11 protein-coding genes are annotated in these 20870 nt (G+C 40.2%); 4 read left to right on the top strand and 7 right to left on the bottom strand.

The annotated features are described in order from the left end of the window. Positions 1-40 precede the first annotated feature (40 nt). The 5 genes from AOR04_RS17920 to AOR04_RS17905 are packed head-to-tail and all read right to left on the bottom strand — an operon-like array spanning position 41 to position 9979. Positions 41-1441: a condensation domain-containing protein gene (locus AOR04_RS17920; RefSeq protein ID WP_232525557.1), complete on the bottom strand. Its 1401-nt coding sequence runs from the start codon at positions 1439-1441 to the stop codon at positions 41-43. Further along, positions 1408-1857 (bottom strand): phosphopantetheine-binding protein, encoded by a 450-nt coding sequence (locus AOR04_RS21915; protein WP_232525556.1) that lies wholly within the window; start codon positions 1855-1857, stop codon positions 1408-1410. The genes AOR04_RS17920 and AOR04_RS21915 overlap by 34 nt, the downstream gene beginning before the upstream one ends. Positions 1858-1895: 38 nt before the next feature. Beyond that, positions 1896-3566: an amino acid adenylation domain-containing protein gene (locus tag AOR04_RS17915; RefSeq protein WP_157770565.1), complete on the bottom strand. Its 1671-nt coding sequence runs from the start codon at positions 3564-3566 to the stop codon at positions 1896-1898. 1 nt (position 3567) lies between these two features. Further along, complete coding sequence (locus tag AOR04_RS17910) at positions 3568-3780, bottom strand: MbtH family protein (protein WP_008139329.1); 213 nt, start codon at positions 3778-3780, stop codon at positions 3568-3570. Further along, positions 3773-9979 (bottom strand): non-ribosomal peptide synthetase, encoded by a 6207-nt coding sequence (locus AOR04_RS17905; RefSeq protein ID WP_096794191.1) that lies wholly within the window; start codon positions 9977-9979, stop codon positions 3773-3775. Before AOR04_RS17905 ends, AOR04_RS17910 begins: the two co-directional genes overlap by 8 nt. Before the next feature lie 130 nt (positions 9980-10109). Between AOR04_RS17905 and AOR04_RS17900 the strand changes: the two genes are divergently transcribed. The 3 genes from AOR04_RS17900 (at position 10110) to AOR04_RS17890 (ending at position 15040) form a co-directional block, all read left to right on the top strand. Beyond that, positions 10110-11447 carry a salicylate synthase gene (locus AOR04_RS17900; protein ID WP_033028646.1) on the top strand — a complete coding sequence of 446 codons (1338 nt, stop codon included), beginning with the start codon at positions 10110-10112 and terminating at the stop codon, positions 11445-11447. 130 nt (positions 11448-11577) lie between these two features. Next, the gene (locus AOR04_RS17895; RefSeq protein WP_096794190.1) at positions 11578-12888 is read left to right on the top strand and encodes a lysine N(6)-hydroxylase/L-ornithine N(5)-oxygenase family protein; all 1311 of its coding nucleotides are present in this window, start codon (positions 11578-11580) and stop codon (positions 12886-12888) included. Positions 12889-13015: 127 nt separating this feature from the next. Then, a complete protein-coding gene (locus AOR04_RS17890; protein WP_096794189.1) occupies positions 13016-15040 on the top strand; it encodes a S9 family peptidase in 2025 nt (674 codons plus the stop codon). Positions 15041-15845: 805 nt separating this feature from the next. On the opposite strand, the gene AOR04_RS17885 is transcribed toward AOR04_RS17890, so the two are convergent. Then, a complete protein-coding gene (locus AOR04_RS17885) occupies positions 15846-17447 on the bottom strand; it encodes an isocitrate lyase (protein ID WP_096794188.1) in 1602 nt (533 codons plus the stop codon). Between the two features lie 242 nt (positions 17448-17689). Between AOR04_RS17885 and AOR04_RS17880 the strand changes: the two genes are divergently transcribed. Further along, positions 17690-19870, top strand: a complete 2181-nt coding sequence (locus AOR04_RS17880; RefSeq protein ID WP_096794187.1) for a malate synthase G — start codon at positions 17690-17692, stop codon at positions 19868-19870. Positions 19871-20096: 226 nt separating this feature from the next. Here AOR04_RS17880 and AOR04_RS17875 read toward each other — a convergent pair whose 3' ends face one another. Next, complete coding sequence (locus AOR04_RS17875; protein WP_007376676.1) at positions 20097-20822, bottom strand: YebC/PmpR family DNA-binding transcriptional regulator; 726 nt, start codon at positions 20820-20822, stop codon at positions 20097-20099. Positions 20823-20870 lie beyond the last annotated feature (48 nt).

Here is a 20870-nt window from a genome sequence, read left to right as displayed (position 1 = left end):
GATCCGAAGATTTCCCTAATTTGCGCGATTAACGAACTTGCTAAAACAGAATCCCCACCCGCAGCAAATAAGTTTTGATGAATATTACTACCATCCCCCCGATCACTTCATGCCAAATAGAAGCTACCACACGAACTATTGGCATACTTAACGAGGTTTCATCATGTTCCAAATTTTTAGTAATTACTGGCTCTTGAGTCTCAGCAACGGCTCTATTTTTGGGTAACGTATCACCAATATGCGTATCCCAATAATCCGGCTCAGTGACGAGGTTCACCACGGTATTACTGAAAAAATTAAACATTGCATCGAGCACACCATCAACAAAAGCATCTTCTCGACAATCCCAGTTAATTAAAATACCACCATCAAGTTCAGTTACTTGCGCATCAAGTAATACCTGTGGCCCTTGAGAAATAATCCAAATAGGATCCCCAAATACTCGGCGCACATTTGCATCAAATAACTCACCTAAATTCAATGCGCTTGTAAATACAACAGGCGCTGTTACTTGCTGCCCACGTGCACGCCCTAAATCTCTTAAAACATGAACTCCACCGTAGTCTGCGCGCGCTGCTCCCTCGTGCATACTAGATTGAACATCACGCGCTCGTGTCACAAAAGTTGCAGTCGGGCCAGTATCAACATCGAGGAGTATTGAACTACTAAAGTCGCCTACCACCTCTTTAATATTAGGGCCTGCGAGTGGACGTTGAAATAAAGGAACATTAAGAATAAAACGCGGATCTTTGCTCCATCCAGCCAGGGTTTCTGCCAGCACGGTTGCTAACACCACTGATGGGGTTAATCCGTACTGACGACATTGCGCATATAATTGTGCTTTACGCTGCGGATCAATATTAAAATGGCGTCGTGTTGTAATAGGGTGCTGCGATGAAGCTGCTTTTAAAGGTAGTAATGGGCCATTGGGTAAAGAAGCTAGCTGTGTTTGCCACCACATTCCTGAGCTTTCTTTTATTGACTCCCAATTATGCTCAATGGCCATTCGGCAATCTTTATAACTCATTGCTAAATCAGCAAGTTCTACATCGGGGTCATCGTATAACAGTGCAAGATCACGCAGTAGCGTGCGATAACTAACGGCGTCTGCAGCTATCATATCAATGTCTAAATGCAGGCGACTGCTACCATTTTCTAATAAGCTTAAAGCGACCGCAAATACTTCTCCTGACTCAATATCTAACATTTGTGATGAATAGGTCGAGCGATACTGCTCTAGTAACTGCTGCGCAACATCAATAGATTTATCTCGTAAATCATTAAAGATGACATGCACTGTATTATTACTTGGATTATGTATTTGCTGTCCGCTGGAACATACCTGTAAACGCAACGAGCTATGACGTTGAACAAGTTTCTCTATTGCTAGCGTCAAACGGGCTAAATCTAATGGCTGTGACTTATCATTGATTGCCGACAACTCAAATTCACAATACAGATGCGCTGATACCCCCCAAGCGGTTGATTAACATCACGTCCTAACCAATAGGCATACTGCATAGGCGCAAGTGAAAAAGGCGCATGAGGAAGTTTCCCGATTTTTATTTTTGGGACCCCAAAGATAGTGTTTTGTGTATTATCAGCGAGGCTGGCAGCCGATACCCTAAGATACTCAACCCATGCCCCCACGAATGGTTTTTTAGCTAAATCTGCAAAGTTAATATCATAACCAGCCGCTCGCCAAGTTGACACTAAGTTCATTAATGTGATCGAATCAAGTCCTGCTTCAATTAGGTTACATTCTGCTGATATAGCTCCAGGCTGTAAATTTAACGTATTACTAACGACAGCAAGTACATCTTCTAATAGCGAGGCTGAATTACTATTTTTATTCATTTGGGTAGTTTCCATTCTTAATGTTTGTCTTTACCAAATCATGTTGTTGACTTGGCGAGGATGTCTTGTTGCTTCAAACGCAGCAGCTCTAGCCGCTGTTGATGCAAAGAAGAAGTACTTTTTTGATTTGCTTGCCACTGCACAAGTAACGCTTTTTCATCCAGTTTTCCATTTACTGTTAGCGGGAATTTTTTAACAAATAGAAAGTCTGAAGGTAAATAGTGAACAGGGAGAAGCTGAGATAGATAATTTCTCAATGTTGCTATTGGTTGTGCGGTAAATGATTCCTCTGTCGCGATTAAAATAGCAATTAAGCCATCTGATAAACCACTGTCGAGGCATGGTTTTGCTATCACGGCTGCTCTTTGTATCTTTGCATGAGATTCTAAAACAACTTCTATTTCACTCGGCTCAATACGAAATCCCCTTACTTTTAATTGCCTGTCTGCGCGACCAAAATAAAAGAGTTGACCATCAATTCGCTTCGCTAAGTCACCCGAACGATACATCCGCTTCCCAGTGTGAAAAGGACTGGCAACAAATCGCATCGCGGTTAGATCAGGGCGATTGATGTAACCGAATGCCACTTGATCTCCTGCTACATAAATTTCACCAATTTCACCATCAGCCACTTTTTCTAAATTCTCATCAAGTAAAAGCACCTCCAAACTAGATAGTCCTTCACCTATTGGACTATTTTCAGTGCCACAAAGTGAATCACTTAGTGTTAGCCATGTTACGTGCACCGTTGTCTCTGTGATCCCGTACATGTTTATCAATTGCAATGTTTCGCAAGGGTAAAGCTGCCACCATTTTTTTACTTTATCCAAATTAAGTGCTTCACCACCAAAGACTACTTTGCGCAAGCATAGTGGTTGCTCACTCATTTTTAGAGCCTTACTTTCTGCGTCAATTAAGGCATAAAATGCTGAAGGCGTTTGATTAAGAATAGTGACCTTTTCTGCTCTCAAATATTGCACTAAGGCGTCTGGTGACCAAATTACACTTTTTGGAATAATCGTTAGCTTGGCTCCTGTGGTCAAAGCTCCCCACACTTCCCACACCGAAAAATCAAAAGCCAGTGAATGAAACAAAGCCCAAACATCAGTATGTGTTGCATCTAATAAAGGCATTGCCGCATTAATTAAGGCCAGAACTTGCTGATGCCCTACAACAACTCCCTTAGGGTTTCCCGTCGACCCTGAAGTAAAAATAATATAAGCGAAAGCACCTGCGGCTCTGTAAACTGGTTTCTCGTGCTCATCTGGAACAAAGTTAAATTGGTCCTCGACAAACAACAAATGACTCATAGCTTTAGTAAGTGAATCGTTACCCCAAAGTGTCTTACTCAACTCTCGCTGAGTAACAATTGCGCTAGGCTGACTACAAGCAATTATCCAATCGATCCTTTCTTTAGGGTAGTCGGGATCAATCGGCACATAGCACGCTCCAAGTTGCAATATTGCTAACACGTGAATAATTTGCTCACAGTTTCTAGGCAGTATTAAAGCCACGCAGTTTCCTGTACGAACACCACTTGCATAAAGTCGATGTGATGCCAAATCAGCTTTTTGTTTAAGCGCTTTATATGTCAAGGAGCTATGTTCATCACTAACGGCGATGCGATTAGGGTGCATAACGGCTTGTTCAGCAAAGGATTGATACAGGCATGCTGTACCTGCTGGCATCCCTTTGTTAATCTGCTCCATATTAATTCCCATCCATCTCTATGAGTGATTTAGGACGTAAATCTGTCCAATTATCATTTAGCCAACTCAAACAAGTATCACGTGTTTGAGGGCCAAAAACCTGCTCCCAACCAGAAGGAATAGTTAATACTTCAGGCCATAACGAATACTGTTTTTCATGATTGATAAGAACTACAAATGCCATTGATTCATCATCGAAAATATTTTCACTCATGATTTAACTCCAAAGAGACTGTTGATAGGGGGTTTAATTCGCTGTTATTAAGTTGCGCAGAATTTGCGGCTTCATGACTGAATTTGTTACAACTATCGACAACTTCTTGCAAATAGAACTCAAAATCAGTTAATAGCTGAACGCTACGTTTTTTGCCCACTGCATGCGGGTCAAAGCTCAAACGGATCTTGGTTGTTGCACCAGGGTAGATAAATAAAGCAGCGGCTTGGCCAACCGAATCTTGCCACTTAACATCCTTCAATCCTGCCAATGCAACTGGTAATGTAAGTCCTTGATATGAATCGACTTGTTTAATTGGATCTGCGGTTTGTGTATCCGCATCAAGGGCATTTTCAATAACTAATAAAGTATCAAAAAATTCACCAAAACGATGAGTCGCCTCCAAATTATCCAACCTAACCGGAGCTAACGCTTGCCATTCAAATTGTTCAGTTTGCAACTGCTGCAACAACGCAATTGGACTACTCAAAGGATCGGTCTTAATCCGTATTGGTACTAACTGAGTAACCAATCCAACAAGCGTTTCAATACCTGCTAACGACGCTGCACGACCAGAATCAAATAAACCAAATACGACATCGTCCTGATTAAGTGCATTACCCACTGTTTTAGCCCATGCCAATTGAAATAGCATGGCCGTAGATACATTAATCTTTGCAGCTAATGCTTTAACATCTGTGTTTACAGCAGCACAAAGCACACTAGATAATTCTTGTGAAGGAAATCGTTGCTGTCTTGTCGGGCACAATAATGAAGGGGCTTTGAAACCATTCAGCGCTTTATTCCAATATTGACAAGCTATTGTCGGGTCTTGTTTTTGTAACCAATCAAGATATTGACCCCAATGTAAATTTGGATAAGCTAAAGTGGCTTCAGCACTCATTCCTCCAAGCCACTCTTGCAAAATTCGAGGGGCTGACCAACCATCAAGCAGTAAGTGATGACAATGAATCAAAATTAGCCACTGACTATCACTTATACGTATAGATAAAAATCGCATGAGTGGCGGAGCATCAAATTCAAAGCGATATTGGTACCATGCTGTGCGATGCTGCACTAACAATGCTTCATATTGCTCACTTGGTTCACCACGTAAATCTAAAGTTTCCCATACAGGCTCGAGTATATCGGCAGTAAAGGTAGAAAATGTTTTCACAAAAAAGCCTGATCTTAGCGCGTCATGACGGCGCAGAAGATCCGCGGCCCCTGCTTTTAAAGCACTTTCAGATATTTCTGGGTTGTGTTGATTAGAAAGAGTTATTTCCATTTGTGTTGTCCATGGATCTGCTAGTCCATGACAGTGGCGAAGCATTTCAACTTGCAGTGGCGTAGCTGGCTTAATTGTCAAATTATTACTATCAACAAGACCTTGCGCTTGTAGCTGTTGTTGTTCTTCAATAAAACAGTCGTGTAGTTGATGAAAAAGCTTATTTAACTCAGCTTTAAATCGTAGTAGATCACTATGGTGCAATTCGCTACTAGGTGCTATCGCATTAAAGTGAAGTGTTTTTATCCCTTTTTGTTGGCTGTAATAGGCTGTTAAATCTAAAGAATTTAGTAACGGCCAGTGATCGGAGCAAGCTTCAGTGAGCTGCTCAAGAAGCGGAGTTACTGACCATAAATCTGAATTGGAGGATAAATTTAAATCACCAAGAAAATTAAAACCGACTAACCATCCATTTACACTTTGTTGAACAGGCGCGACACCACTTGATGATACAAAAGGAGAGTCTTGCTGAATAATTTGACCACACCATTTACGCAACACTGTTTCTATCAACTGGCTCGACATTTCGTCCGATTTAGTCTTTAAAACATCACTATTGAGAGCCACATAAACTTCACGGGCAAACCAGCCAATGGTCCTGCTTAAATCTTGTGTTGGTTCCTGTACTTCTCGACCATGCCGCTCTAGTACCAAGGTAGGGCAGCGATTATCTAGCGCTGGTTTTAATTTTGATGTAATAGCAGCTAAGCAACTTATAGCAGGTAATAAACTAGCCAGTGGAAGCCCTAACCTACGAGCGACAGTTAATGCAGGACATGTTTTATTATAAGGTTCCAAGCTCCAAGTTAATGTGTGAGCACTTGCCAACGTTCCCAAATTGGTTGAATTTGGCGCAGGTATATACTGCTGGCTTAATTTATTTATATGATTGGACCAACTACGCCATGATGTTGGTACGGGAGGTAATTCAAGTTTTTCATTACTCACTTGCTGATTTCGGACAATCGCAAGGTCTTCAGCCAAAATATGCCATGATGAGGCATCTATGACTAAATGGTTTATGGCAAACCAAGCTCTTTGGTTATTATTTTCATTTTCTTTAACTAACAATACGGCAACCATAACACCGTTTTTAGGACTTAAATTACTGCATAGTTGTTTTGCCAACTCAGCTGCTGATAATACACCTGAGTTTTCTAAAGTGGGTAAATCAGCATTTTCAGAATACACTCTATATTTATTATCATCACACTGTTGATAAGTTTGCTCACAATAAATAGTTTGGGTATTTTCAACCGGAACATTTAGGGATAACTCTCCCGTACCCGATTGCACCAATTGAGCTCGCAACAACCCATGGCGATTAAGTAAAGCATACACAAGCTCTTTTAGTTCACCAGCCGTCATACTTTCAGGCACTACTACACTTGCTAGTTGTGCAAATCGATCAAGCGGTGTCGCTGCATTAAGGTAGCGCTGCATTAATAAAGTTGAAGTAAGCTGACCTTTATCATTACTATCGTGGCTAACCGTTTTACTATTTTGACTGTCTCCGAGGGGATCAACTTCGTGTAATTCTTTAACCAAATTCGCAATGCATTTTGCATTAAATACTTGGCGAGGAGTAAGGTGGATCCCTTCTCGACGAGCGCGGCTGACTAATTTTACAACTGAAATACTATCGCCACCCACTGCAAAAAATCCATCGTCAATGCCTATTGTCTCAATCCCTAAAACGTCACACACTAAATTACATAGCTTTTTCTCCAGTTCATTACGAGGGGCTCTTTTGGCAATAACACCTAAATCTTCAGGTATCGACAGCGCTTTACGATTAATTTTTCCATTAGGTAACTTAGGTAGTTTTTTATTAATTACAAAATACTTGGGGACTAAGTGAGGGGGTAGAGCTTGCTCACATACATAGCGAAAGCGAGCTATTAAGTTTAAATTAGCCTCTTGATTATCGCTTAGTTGCTCTATTTCATTTTCAATATAACAAATTAACTCCATCGCACTTTGAGTAACTGCTCTGGCAATTACAGCGCAAGGACATTTAATTAACAGCTCAATGGTTGACTCAACTTCGAGCGGCTCAACACGAAAACCTCTAATTTTCACTTGCTCGTCTATACGGCCAATGTATTCAATATTTCCTTGAGTTGTCCATTTTACTCTATCACCACTTAGATAAAGTCTTTCACCTTGTTCAGCAAAAGGATTAGCAATAAACTTGCTTGCTGTTAAATCACTACGATCAAGGTATCCTCTTGCTAATCCAGCACCAGCAATTGCAAGCTCACCAGGCACCCCTAAAGGCGCTAATTGCAAGCAACTATCTAAAACATAAACTTGCCCTCCTGCAACCGGCCCACCTATTACCGGCTTTTCAGCGGCATTGGTTTTAGCAATCATCGCATCCACTGTTGCCTCTGTCGGGCCATATAAATTAAAGCCCAACGTACCAGGAAGGCTCTTTATACGTTGCCAAAGCTCTTGTTTTACCGATTCACCACCAAAACCCAATATTGCAGGTGTATGAGGTTCAATAAATTGCCCATTTGTATCTGTAAGTCCTGACTGTAACCACGGTAATACTTCATCTAGCATACTGGGAGTTAACTCAATAAAATCCATTTTTTTAAGCATTATCTCTTTGGCAAGAGTGACCGCGTCTTGCATCGTATTTGCATCAAATAAATAGACTTTATGGCCTTCAAACATCCACAGTGTAGGTTGCCATGAGGCATCAAAAGCCAAAGACCAAGCATGGCCAACTTTTAGCTGATTATGTTCTACAAGCGCAGAAGCTTCGCTATAGAGATCGTGTTTATGACTAGCAATAAGGTTAACCAGCGAAGCATGTTTTACAACCACACCTTTTGGCTGCCCTGTTGAGCCGGATGTAAACGTAATACAGGCTGGATGAGATGGGCGCAATGGCCGGCATCTCTCTTCGTTTGTAAGATTAAGATCACTATTTTTTATACTTAATGCTTCATTCTCAATAACTAACAGACTGACTGTTTTAGTTTGTAATTCAGCCGCTTTAGCTGATTCAAATGAATGTGCATCACCATTATTAATTACTATATTTGGCGCCGCCAATGTAAGTACTCGGTTAATGTAATCCTCTGGATAATTTGGATCTATAGGTACAATAGCGGCACCTGCCTTGAGTGTACCAAGCATCACAACGAACCATTCCAACTGGCGAGGCATTATTATGGCAACCCGATCTTCTGGCCCAATCCCTTGCGATACTAGCCACCTTGCGACTCTATTTGCTCTTGCATTGAGCGTTAAAAAACTGAGGTCATGCAGCACGTTTTGTTGTTGCAAAACACTCTTTATCGTTTCACTGCCAACTAACTCAACGGCAGTTCGATTTGGGTATTTACTCACGGTATTCTCAAACCAAGCAACGAGCGTTGTTATTGGGCTTGCAAAAGCATCGCGTTGACCCCATTTTATTAATTGATTTTCATCGGGTAATACAGTGGTAATGTTAGCTAGTGCTATATCTGGTTCTTGGACACAATGTTTAAGTAACTGTAGCAACCGTTTCAAATGATTTGGTATGGTTTTTGGTCGATATAATGAAGCACGCCAAGTGGCTTGAAACTGAAGGCAGTTATCTTTTAATAATGCGTCAAAAGAGAGATCTGTTTGCGTTGTACCATTAAAATACTTTTCCCAATGTACATCTAAGTCATCTATTATGGGTGGAGACATCCCATGGCTTAAGAAAGTCACCATAGTGTCTAATAATGGGTTTTGCGATTCCCCTCGTTTTATTTGTAATTTTTCAAGTAATAATTCAAAGGGTAAATCTGCATGTGAAAAAGCAGCACGACATTGTGTCGCACAATCACGGATCAGTTCACGAAAACAAAGTTTATTATCAACCTTAATCCGCAGTGGAATAACATTCCCAAAATTACCTATCAGGTCACTCAGCTCAGGTAAATTACGATGCGAAGCCACTGTCCCTATCGTCACTTCTGAGGCCCTAGAAAGCCGAGTCATTAATAAAGCAATCACCGCAATAATGGCTTCAAAAGTTGTAACTTGTTCTTCTCGTGCTAACGTAAGTAGGGTTTGTGTTGTTGCTTGATCAAGATTATCACTGTGCCAGCCACCATTTTCATTTTGCTTCACTCCCCGAGGAAAGTCAGTTGGAAAATCAATAGGCTCAGGTAGCGGTGTAAGCTGCTTTTGCCAGAACGCAACCTGCTCTTTGCTTTGCTCGGAATCTTGTTGCCATTTTTCACGATGCCATTGAGCAAAATCTAAATACTGGATGGGTAAAGGAGCCCGTTGTTTAGATTCGCCGCTCTTAATTAGCCTATAGTATGTTGATAATTCATTAGAAAAAATACCAAATGACGCCCCGTCCCAAACAATATGTTGCCCTACCATAACTAAAGTGTGATGACTGTCGGTCATTTTTACGAGAGCAAGTCGAAGTGTACTCTTAGTTGCAAGATCGAAAGGTTCTGTACTTGCATGTTGTGCTATTTCTTTAAGACGTACTTCTCGCGTCTGCTGATCTAAATCTTGTAAATCATATTCACACCACTGCAAAGGAAACTCATCAAGCACTTTTTGTCGAGCACCAACAATAGGGTCTGCATAATAGGAAGTTCGAAAAATACTGTGCCTGTTCACTAATTCAAAACAACTTTGCTGTAAAACACGCGCATCTAAACAACCTTTAAATTGCCACAAGACACAAACATTGTAAGCAGACGAAAGTGGGTCCAGTTGATTAAGTAACCACATCCTTTCTTGCGCATTAGAAAGTACATAACTGGTCTCATTTTTTGCTTTTGAAACTGTAAAGCTTTGATTTAATGTCGATAAAGAGTCCACATTATTATTCGGCATGATTATTTTTCGAGTTGCCGCCAATTTTCTCGCAAGCTTTAGCCTAAGTGCATTATCCATAAAACAGACCCTAAAATATAAACAATAATAATTTGCATTATTATTTACTGTAGTTATTATTGCAACACATTGATTGAAAATTAATCCCGTGTGTATGCAAAATGTATTTTGAAAAGGAGCATAAGATATTATGAAAACTAATTTTTCCAATGAAGGCACAACCCAAAGCGATGAGCAAAATTTAATCTTCGCACGAGCAGCCGCTCTAGCCGACAGTGGTATATTTAAAGAATATTTAATTTACGAAGATAACGGTGAATGTTGGTTTGCAGGGGGTATTGTTCGATCTATAACAGTATTTGCAACTCACATTGAATCTAATACCTCTGCAGGAAAAACTCAGCGCCAAGTTAACAGCGAAAACCTCTGCCAAGTCCTACAGCAAGAATTAAATACTTGGGATGGTGAGTGGCAAGCATGCGGATGGTCTAGTTTTGAATTCGCGTATGCCCTGAAATCACCAGAACTATTAACCGAAGAAGAAAAAGCAGGTCAAGAAGCGTTATTATTTATTTGTGAGCCAAAAATAACGGTATCCCTAGGGAAAAAACCAACACTCATTAAATCTAAATCCAGTGAACTTGAGCAGCAAGTACGCTTAATACTAGAAAATGCAGTTGTACGAGCACACGTTCCTTACAAAAATGTTGAAATACCAGACAATATTAATTATAAAAATGCAGTCAAAAAGTCTGTCGCCAATATTAAAAATGGTTTACTAGAAAAAGTCATACTCTCGCGTAAGGTTCCCCTACATTTTTCGCCCGATTACACTGCGACTTGGCTTCAAGGGCGTTCGATGAACACACCTGCTCGTTCATTTACAATGAATTTAGCTGGTTGGAAAATCACTGGGTTTAGTCCTGAAATTGTACTTTCAGTTGATGAAAACCGTAAAGTTACAACAGAGCCGTTAGCGGGTACTCGACGATTAGAAGGTAATCCAGAAACAGATCAAAAAATATTTGATGAGTTACTAAAAGATCCAAAAGAAACCCACGAACACGCAATATCTGTGAGACTTTCAGTTGACGAAATGAATGAAGTTTGTGAACCAGAATCTGTACATGTACCACAGTTCATGGTTCAAAAAAAGCGAGGTTCTGTGCAACATTTAGCTTCGAGAGTCTGTGGCACTCTAAAAACAGAATATAACGCTTGGCATGCATTCGAAAGCCTATTCCCTGCTGTTACAGCGTCTGGTATTCAAAAGCTGGCTGCTTTTTCAGAAATACGACGACACGAAGGCAGTAGCAGAGGGCTTTATGCAGGCGCAATTTTAAAACTAGATCACACAGGCGTTATTGACGCAGCATTAGTTTTACGCAGTGTTATGAGTAAAGGCGATCAGCACTGGTTACAGGCTGGAGCCGGAATTGTACTTGATTCAACACCAGAAAGAGAACTCACCGAAACCAGTGAAAAACTAGCAAGCATTTCACCTTGGGTTGTTGAAAAAAAAAGCTAAATTAACGTAATTCATTAAATAAGGATACTTAATGAATCCTTATTCAGCTAATACCCACTGCTACACATTTTTATAAACAAAAGTAAATTTATGTAGCAGATAAAAGTTGTTTTAAACGAGGAGTTTAAGCATGGCACAGCCACTAATACCTACATACGATATCATTGGTGTCGGATTTGGCCCATCAAATATAGCTTTGGCGATTGCCTTAGAAGAAATTAAAAGCAATTCTACCACACTAAATGCCTTATTTATTGATAAACAGCCAGAATATCAATGGCATGGTGATACTATTACTAACCAAAGTGGGCTACAAGTCTCATTTTTGAAAGATCTTGTCACATTGAGAAATCCAACCAGCCCTTACTCTTTCTTAAATTATTTACATTCACATAATCGTTTAGTGGACTTCATAAATTTAAGTACTTTCTACCCAAGCAGGTTAGAATTTAATGACTACCTTCGCTGGGTTGCGGGTCATTTTTCTTCTCAATGTCAATACGGCGAAGAGGTTACCTCTATTGAGCCGGTTATGGATAATCAAAAAGTAAAATTACTCAAAGTGACAACAGCAGATACAGGTGGGACAAGTAAGATCCGTTTTACTAAATCACTTGTTATGGGCACTGGCGGAACCCCTTTAATACCGGAAGTTTTTCAACCGCTAAAACAAACCCCGCTTGTATTTCATCATACTCACTACCTATCAAAAATGGCTAAACTTATTCCAGTAAAAACAAAAGATTTACGCATTGCTATAATCGGTGGTGGGCAAAGTGCTGCGGAAGCTTTTATTGATATTGATGATAATTATCCACACGCAAAAGTTGATTTAATTATGCGTGGTAATTCGATGAAGCCAGCAGATTCAAGTCCCTATGTGAATGAAATTTTTAACCCATCATCAACAGACTCTATATTCAGTAAAACGCAGCAAGAAAGAGAAGAGCTATTAAAAGAATATAAATACGCTAATTATTCAGCTGTTGACTCATCGATGATTGAGCAAATATATAATATTTTTTATCAACAAAAAGTTGCCATGATGGAGCAACATACATATTGCCCTAACAGTGAAGTTACTGAAGCATCTGAAAAAAATGGAAAAATAACGCTGTCTATACTTGATAGAAAATCAAATCAGCATGCTACGAATAATTACGATTTAGTAATTTTAGCAACAGGGTATCAACGACCTAAAATGGCGCCTATATTAGAACCGATTAAAGCCTATTTAGGAAACATTGATATTGATCGAAATTATCAAGTTAAAACGGACGAACGTTTTCTTCCATCGTTATTTTTGCAAGGACGTTCAGAATCATCCCATGGTTTAAGCGACACCTTACTCTCAATACTTTCAGTAAGGTCAGCAGAAATAGCACACTCATTACAGGCAGAGTTGCAAGAACAGGCTCAGCAAGCAGTTGCTTTAGCTTAACCACTTGAAATGCATATTACTCAAATAAGTCATTATCTAAGTAATGTGCATTCATCGCAATCGAGTTTATTTTCAATCATTATTGCCTTATAACAGATGTGATACTGTTTAATAACAAGGAATAAAAATGAAGTTTATTGCCCCTTTTGCGCTTTTGGCAACAGTCAGTTTTTCAGGTTTTACGAGTCAAACAGAGCAAACGCTACAACTTGAAAACGTATTCGACCTTGAATATGCGAATCAGATAGATATAACCGAAGACGGTAAAACCGTTTACTTTGTGCGTAATCGTATGGATATAAAAACAGATCGCAAAGTGGGTAATATTTGGTCTGTTGATTACAAAACTAAACAAATGCAACCATTAACCTCTGGCGTGCATATGGATTATTCGCCAGTACTCTCTCCTGATGGTCAACGCCTTGCGTTTATATCAACACGTGATGGCAGCAGCCAAATATATATAAAATGGCTTAAAACAGGTGCTATGGCAAAAATTAGTAATCTAACTAATAGCCCTCGTGCAATTACATGGAGCCCTGATTCTAGCCAATTAATATTTAGCATGTTTGTACCAAGTGCAACTTCAGCCCCCGTAAACCTGCCCGGTAAACCAAAAGGGGCAACGTGGGCAGAACCCGCTAAATTTATTGATGATGTTTATTACCGTTCAGATGGTGGCGGTTACACACAAAAAGGTTTTAGCCAATTATTTTCCATAGATGCTAACGGTGGTAATGCCAAGCGACTTACTCATGATGAGTTTGATAACGCCGGCGATGTAAGCTTTAGTAACGATGGTAAATCACTTTATTTTTCTGCGAACAGGCATAAAAACAACCAGCTAAAATTCACAAATAATGAAATTTATAAACTTGATTTGGCCTCGCAAACTATAACCGAAATTACTAACCGAGATGGCCCTGATGAACAACCTAAAGTATCGCCCGATGGCCGTTACTTAGCGTACACAGGTTATGACGATATACGCACTAATTACGAAAATGCTCAACTTTATATTCGTGATTTAAAAACAGGTAACACAACTAGTTTAACGCCAAATTTTGATCGAAGTGTTGGGCAAATAAAATGGAGTGCCAATTCAAAAGGTGTGTACTTTAGTTACGCCGATAAAGGCCAAACCGCCCTCGCCTATCAACCACGCAGTGGCAAGCGTAAAATAATAACAACTCAAATTGGCAGCGTTGCCTTTGGACGCCCTTATTCTGGTGGCAACTTTGATGTAAGCGAAGATGGAGAGGTAGCATTTACCCTTGCCGATACCCAGCGCCCTGCTGATATAGCAACAATTAAACGCAGTAAAGCCCAGCGTTTAACTACCCTTAATGCAGATGCATTGGGCGACAAAGCTTTGGCTAAAGTGGAAGAAATTTGGGTTAAATCAAGCCACGATGAACTTCCTATTCAGGGGTGGATTGCCTACCCGCCAGAATTTGATAGCAGCAAAAAATACCCGCTAATACTAGAAATTCACGGCGGCCCTGTCGCTAATTATGGCCCGCACTTTAGCGCTGAAATTCAACTGTTTGCAGCCAAAGGCAATGTCGTTTTATACATGAACCCACGTGGTAGTGATTCCTATGGTAAAGAGTTTGCACAAACTATTCATCATAATTACCCAAGTAACGATTTTGATGATTTAATGACAGGTGTTGATGCGCTAATAGCGAAAGGCTTTATTGACGAGTCTAAATTGTTTGTAACCGGTGGCTCTGGTGGCGGTGTATTAACTGCATGGATTGTGGGTCATACAGATCGCTTTGCTGCAGCTGTAGTTGCTAAGCCTGTTATCAATTGGATCAGTTTTGTACTAACAGCAGATTTTTACCCGTTTTTTGCTGATTATTGGTTCCCAGGTAAACCATGGGATCACATTGAGCACTACATGAAACGCTCGCCTATTAGCTATGTTGGAAACGTTAAAACTCCTACTATGTTGCTCACTGGTGAATCTGACTACCGTACACCAATTTCAGAAACTGAGCAGTTTTATCAGGCATTAAAATTACAAGGTGTTGATACTGCAATGGTGCGAATTCCTAATGCTTCACATGGCATTACAGCTCGGCCATCAAACTTAATGACAAAAGTTGCTTATATTCAATGGTGGTTTGATAAACACACTAAATAATAAATTTATAGCTCAAATAAAAGCCACTTCAAATAAGTGGCTTTTATATTTACCACTATAGTATTCAAACTGTAAACCCCCTTTACACTTCTGTGACAGTCAAATATCGGACTTAGCTAAAACTTCAGTTAGTAAAATTTCGGTTTATAACATTTTTTGTAACTTGAGTTGGTAAAAAATCGGTTTGAGTCACTGTTTATAGCCTTTCAGTTAGTAAAATTTTGTTTTATAGCACAAAGAAGTTAGTAAAAAATCGGTTTATAAATTCGTTTAGTTTGCCTATTGAAGCAAAAATCAGTCACTTACCCGCCTTTTAAAGTTGCCGTAAACGCTTTTTTCAGCAAAATCACCCCAAATATGCCGTTTTATGAAAGGTTAGTTAAACTCTGATCTGTAGATTGAGACAGGTAGTTAAATAGTGATCCAACATGATTTGGCAAGGCCGTGTTGAACTTTGGTTGGTGAATTTGCAGCAGTATGTTTGGTTTTTAGGCAAGGCGGAGCTTATGTAGTGTGGTTATTCCCCATGAATAGGCGATAACGTAGCATAAATACCAAACATGCGCTGCCCTTTGGGTTCTTTCTAGGGACGATAAACTCTTTGTTGCTCGGTTTTTACTTAGCCCACTAGGTTACAAACCTCGCGCCGCGATTTAATCGCCCCTAGATTGAACAAATTTCAATCCACAAAGATCAACACGCCCTAGTTAAAGTCTGATCTGTAATTGTGCTTCAATGTTCTAACTTTATTTAAAGCAATAAAAAAGGGCCTATCGGCCCTTGAGTAACACTATCTAGTTAGGAATTAAAACTGGTTCATGGTGTTATCTTCACCACCGGCTTTTAGCGCGTTATCACCAGAGAAGTATTCTTTGTGTGTATCGCCCATGTTAGAGCCAGCTAAGTCTTGATGCTTAACAGAAGCTTGCTCACGGCGAATTTCTTGGCGTTGTACGTCACGTACATAAGCCAGCATACCCATATCGCCAAAGTAACCCTCTGATAAAATATCAGTGCTTAGCGCAGCTGTATGGTATGTCGGCAAGGTTATTAAGTGATGGAAAATACCGGCTTCACGTGCGCCATCGCGCTGGAAGTTTTGCACTAGTAAATCGGCTGCTTGCGCAAGCTCTGTTGCATCCATTTCTGGTGCCATAAGGCCTTTATTATCGCCAAGACTTGGGTAAGCACTAAGGTCACGGCCTGCCTCTTCCCACTCTTGATACACTTGCTCACGAAACTTAAGCGTCCAGTTAAACGAAGGCGAGTTGTTGTATACCAGTTTTGCATTTGGCACGTGTTCTTTTACACGATTTACCAGTTCTGCAATTTGTTTAACATGTGGTTTTTCTGTTTCAATCCACAGTAAATCAGCGCCTGACTGCAAGCTAGTAATACAATCTAGTACTACACGATCTTTTTCCGTGCCTTCACGGAATTGGAATAAACCGTTATCTAGACGAGTTGGTTTACATAACTGGCCATTAATTTTCATTGCCGTATCGCCTTCATTTAAGTCATCAACACCGTTAATTGGCGTGGTTTCTAAAAATGCATTGTATTGGCTTGCTAAGTCACCTGGTGTTTGCGACACAGGTATTTTTTGAGTAAGGCTGGCGCCTAATGAATCTGTACGTGCCACAATAATGCCGTTATCAATACCTAGCTCTAAAAAGGCGTAACGTACTGCGTTAATTTTTGCTAAGAAGTCTTCGTGTGGAACGGTCACTTTACCCGCTTGGTGACCACATTGTTTAGCGTCAGATACTTGGTTTTCTATTTGAATGGCACACGCACCGGCTTCAATCATTTTTTTAGCCAGTAAGTAAGTTGCTTCTTCGTTACCAAAACCTGCGTCAATATCAGCAATAATTGGCACAACATGGGTTTCAAAGTTGTCTATTTTATCAATAACAGCTTGAACATCGCCGCCATTCGCTTTTGCTTCATCTAGGTCGTTAAACAAGTGATCGAGTTCACGTGCATCAGCTTGCTTTAAAAATGTGTAAATTTCTTCAATTAATGCAGGTACCGATGTTTTTTCGTGCATGCTTTGATCTGGCAGCGGACCAAATGCAGAGCGAAGCGCTGCAACCATCCAGCCACTTAAGTATACATAGCTGCGTTTAGTTGTTTTTTGATGGCGCTTAATAGCCATCATCATTTGTTGTGCAGTAAAACCATGCCAACAGCCTAAAGATTGTGTGTACTGGCTTGTATCGGCGTCATATGCTGCCATATCTTCACGCATTACGTCTGCTGTGTATTGTGCAATTTCAATCCCAGTACGGAAACGGTTTTGCAAGCGCATGCGGCTTGCATATTCAGGGTTGATTGCGTGCCATGCGCTACCTTGAGATTGGCAAAGAGTTGAGAGTGTGTCTGTTTCGCGTTGATATGTTGTCATAATAAAATCCTTCGAACGGGTGTGTAAATAATTTTAGTGTTGTGAGAGTGGCTACGTTGCTCGTGCTCCGTAGCGCTTAAATCAACATTAGGCTCATTTTTTAGATTTAGTAAATTTATAGTTGTTATTACGGCTATATATTTTATGAATGGCTAAAAAGCACTCAACATTGCTTTTTTGCGTTATTGTTGCCTTAACGCACAAGCGCACAACAACATCGCGACCGTTTAAGGAGGGCAATTATGTCCCACACTCTCACACACTCAGGACTCAGCGTAGACACACAACTCGCTGATTTTGTTAAAAGCCAATTACTCCCTGGCACTCACTTAAGTGAGCTGCAATTTTGGCAAAGCTTTGCACATATAGTTCAAACGCTTACCCCTATAAATAAGGCACTGCTTGAAAAGCGAGAGCTGCTTCAACAGCAAATAGATGACTATCATCTAGCTAATAAAACGTGGAATAGCGCCAAGTACCATGCCTTTTTACAAGATATTGGCTACTTGGTAAAAGAGCCTGCCAACTTTACAATTGAAACCCAAAATGTAGAGCCTGAAGTGGCCCTTACAGCAGGCCCTCAATTGGTTGTGCCTGTAAGTAACGCACGCTTTGCACTTAATGCCGCTAACGCGCGTTGGGGCTCGTTATACGACGCTTTATACGGTACTGATGTACTAAGCGAAGATGACGGGGCTGAAAAAGGTAATACCTACAATCCTGTTCGTGGTTTTAAAGTAATGGCCTACGCTCGCCAGTTTTTAGATAAAGCATTGCCGTTGACTAATGGCTCGCATATAGAAAGCACGAATTACTCAGTAGTAGATGGCGCACTTTTAATTACCTTGCGTGATAGCTCTCAAACCACATTAGCTGACCCAACTCAGCTTGTTGGCTATCAAGGAGAAGCGCAAAATCCAACTGTAGTGTTATTAAAAAACAATGGCTTACATATAGAGCTGCATATCGATCACCACCACATTATTGGCCAAGCTGATAAAGCAGGCTTAAAAGATGTAGTGCTAGAGGCCGCGCTTACCACCATTATGGATTGTGAAGATTCAGTAGCTGCGGTAGATGCAGAAGATAAAGTACAAGTTTATAAAAATTGGCTTGGGTTGATGCAAGGTAACTTAGTTAAATCGTTTAAAAAAGGCGATAAAACTGTAGAGCGCACTCTGCAAAGTGATAAAACATACACCGCACTTGATGGTGGCACAGTTACTTTAAAAGGCCGTAGCATGATGTTTGTAAGAAACGTTGGCCATTTAATGACGAACCCTGCTATTACCGATGTGTACAATCAACCGGTATTTGAAGGCATTATGGATGCGATGTTTACTGCTACTGCTGCCCTGCACGACCTAAATAAAAAAACAGGTATAAAAAATTCAAGCGCGCAAAGTATTAATATAGTTAAACCAAAAATGCATGGCCCTGAAGAGGTAGCGTTTACTAACACTTTATTTAGCTTAGTAGAGGAAGCGCTAAGCTTACCTAAAAACACGCTTAAAATGGGTATTATGGATGAAGAACGCCGCACTTCTGTAAACCTAAAAGCCTGTATTTGTGCAGCCAAAGAGCGTGTTGTATTTATAAATACTGGATTTTTAGACCGCACAGGCGATGAAATTCATACCTCTATGCAAGCGGGCGTTGTACTTCCAAAAGCACAGATTAAACAGCAACCATGGATACAAGCTTACGAGGATCGCAATGTCGATATTGGCCTTGCTTGTGGCTTGAGTCATAAAGCACAAATAGGTAAAGGCATGTGGCCAATGCCAGATAAAATGGCATTAATGATGGAGCAAAAACAAGCGCATCCTAAATCAGGCGCTAATACAGCATGGGTGCCCTCCCCTACAGCTGCTACCCTGCATGCAATGCATTATCACGATATAAACGTATTTAATGAGCAGCAAAGCATAGCTAAACGTACTATTGCTAGCCTTAATAACCTACTTACACCGCCGCTAATGACAGACCCTAAAACGCTTTCAAAAGAAGATATTCAAAGTGAGCTAGAAAACAACGCACAAGGTATTTTAGGTTACGTTGTACGTTGGATTAATCAAGGCGTAGGCTGTTCAAAAGTACCTGACATTAACCATATTGGGCTAATGGAAGACAGAGCCACACTGCGTATTTCAAGCCAGCATATGGCTAATTGGTTGCTAAATGGCGTGTGCTCACAGGCGCAAATAAAATCAACCATGGCTAAAATGGCCAAAGTGGTTGATGGTCAAAACGAGCATGACACTGCCTATACACCCATGGCAACAGACGAAGAAACCCTTAATAACAGCATTGCGTTTCAAGCCGCTACTGCATTAGTTTTAGAAGGCGTAACACAGCCTAGTGGTTACACTGAACCATTACTGCATAGCTACCGTATTAAATACAAAGCACAACATTGTTAATCACTCCAAATTTTTAACACGTGCTTGAATTGTTTTTTGAGTCAAACCAGCCTTCGGGCTGGTTTTTTATCGCCTAGAATTAAAATAGCAGCGCTTTTATGGCATTTTAAAAATATATATATTCAAATAAGCATAATACACATGAATATCTAACATTTATTCAAACGTAAAAAAGCGTGTTTTGCATACACAAAACACGCTTTTTAAAGCTTTTAACCGTTTACGTTTAATTTTTTACAATGGCATTGTGATAAATATTTTGTACATCGTCACAATCTTCAAGCATATTTATAAACTTATCGAAGTTAGCGATAACTTCTTCGTCTTCAATTTCAATATTAACTTGAGGAATAAACGTAATTTCATCTACTTCAAAGTTAATGCCTTCAAATGCGTCTTCAAGGGCTGTTTTAGCTTTAAAGTATTCTGTTGGCGGTGCAAATACCGATATTTTACCGTCCTCGGCTTCAACGTCGGTTACATCAACATCAGCCATCATTAATGCTTCTAATACGACCTCATCGTCATCGCCTGCAAAGCCAAGTACCGCATAATGATCAAACATATGCGCTACACAGCCAGGAGTACCAATTTTTGAGTCTGTTTTAGTAAATGGCAAACGTACATCTTTGATAGTACGGTTCGGATTATCGGTCAAACAGTCAACAATAACCATGCAATTACCAGGGCCATAGCCTTCGTAACGGGCAACTGAATAGTCTTCCCCTGCTCCACCGGCTGCTTTCTCAATTGCTTTTTCAATAACGTGTGCGGGAACTTGGTCTTTTTTAGCTTTTTCGATTAGGCGGCGTAATGTTTGATTTACTTCGGGATCGGGTTCACCACTTTTTGCTGCAACGTAAATCTCTTTACCATACCTTGAGTTTATTTTCGTTTTAGCATTAGCCGTTTTGATCATAGAACTTTGACGAACTACAAATGCTCTGCCCATTTTGTGCCTCTAATGAATACGTTACGTTTTGCAGTATTTTACCAATTC

It is taken from the genome of Pseudoalteromonas sp. 1_2015MBL_MicDiv (assembly GCF_002407505.1).
Lineage (GTDB): Bacteria > Pseudomonadota > Gammaproteobacteria > Enterobacterales > Alteromonadaceae > Pseudoalteromonas > Pseudoalteromonas fuliginea.
This window is presented reverse-complemented; position numbering and strand designations above follow the sequence as displayed.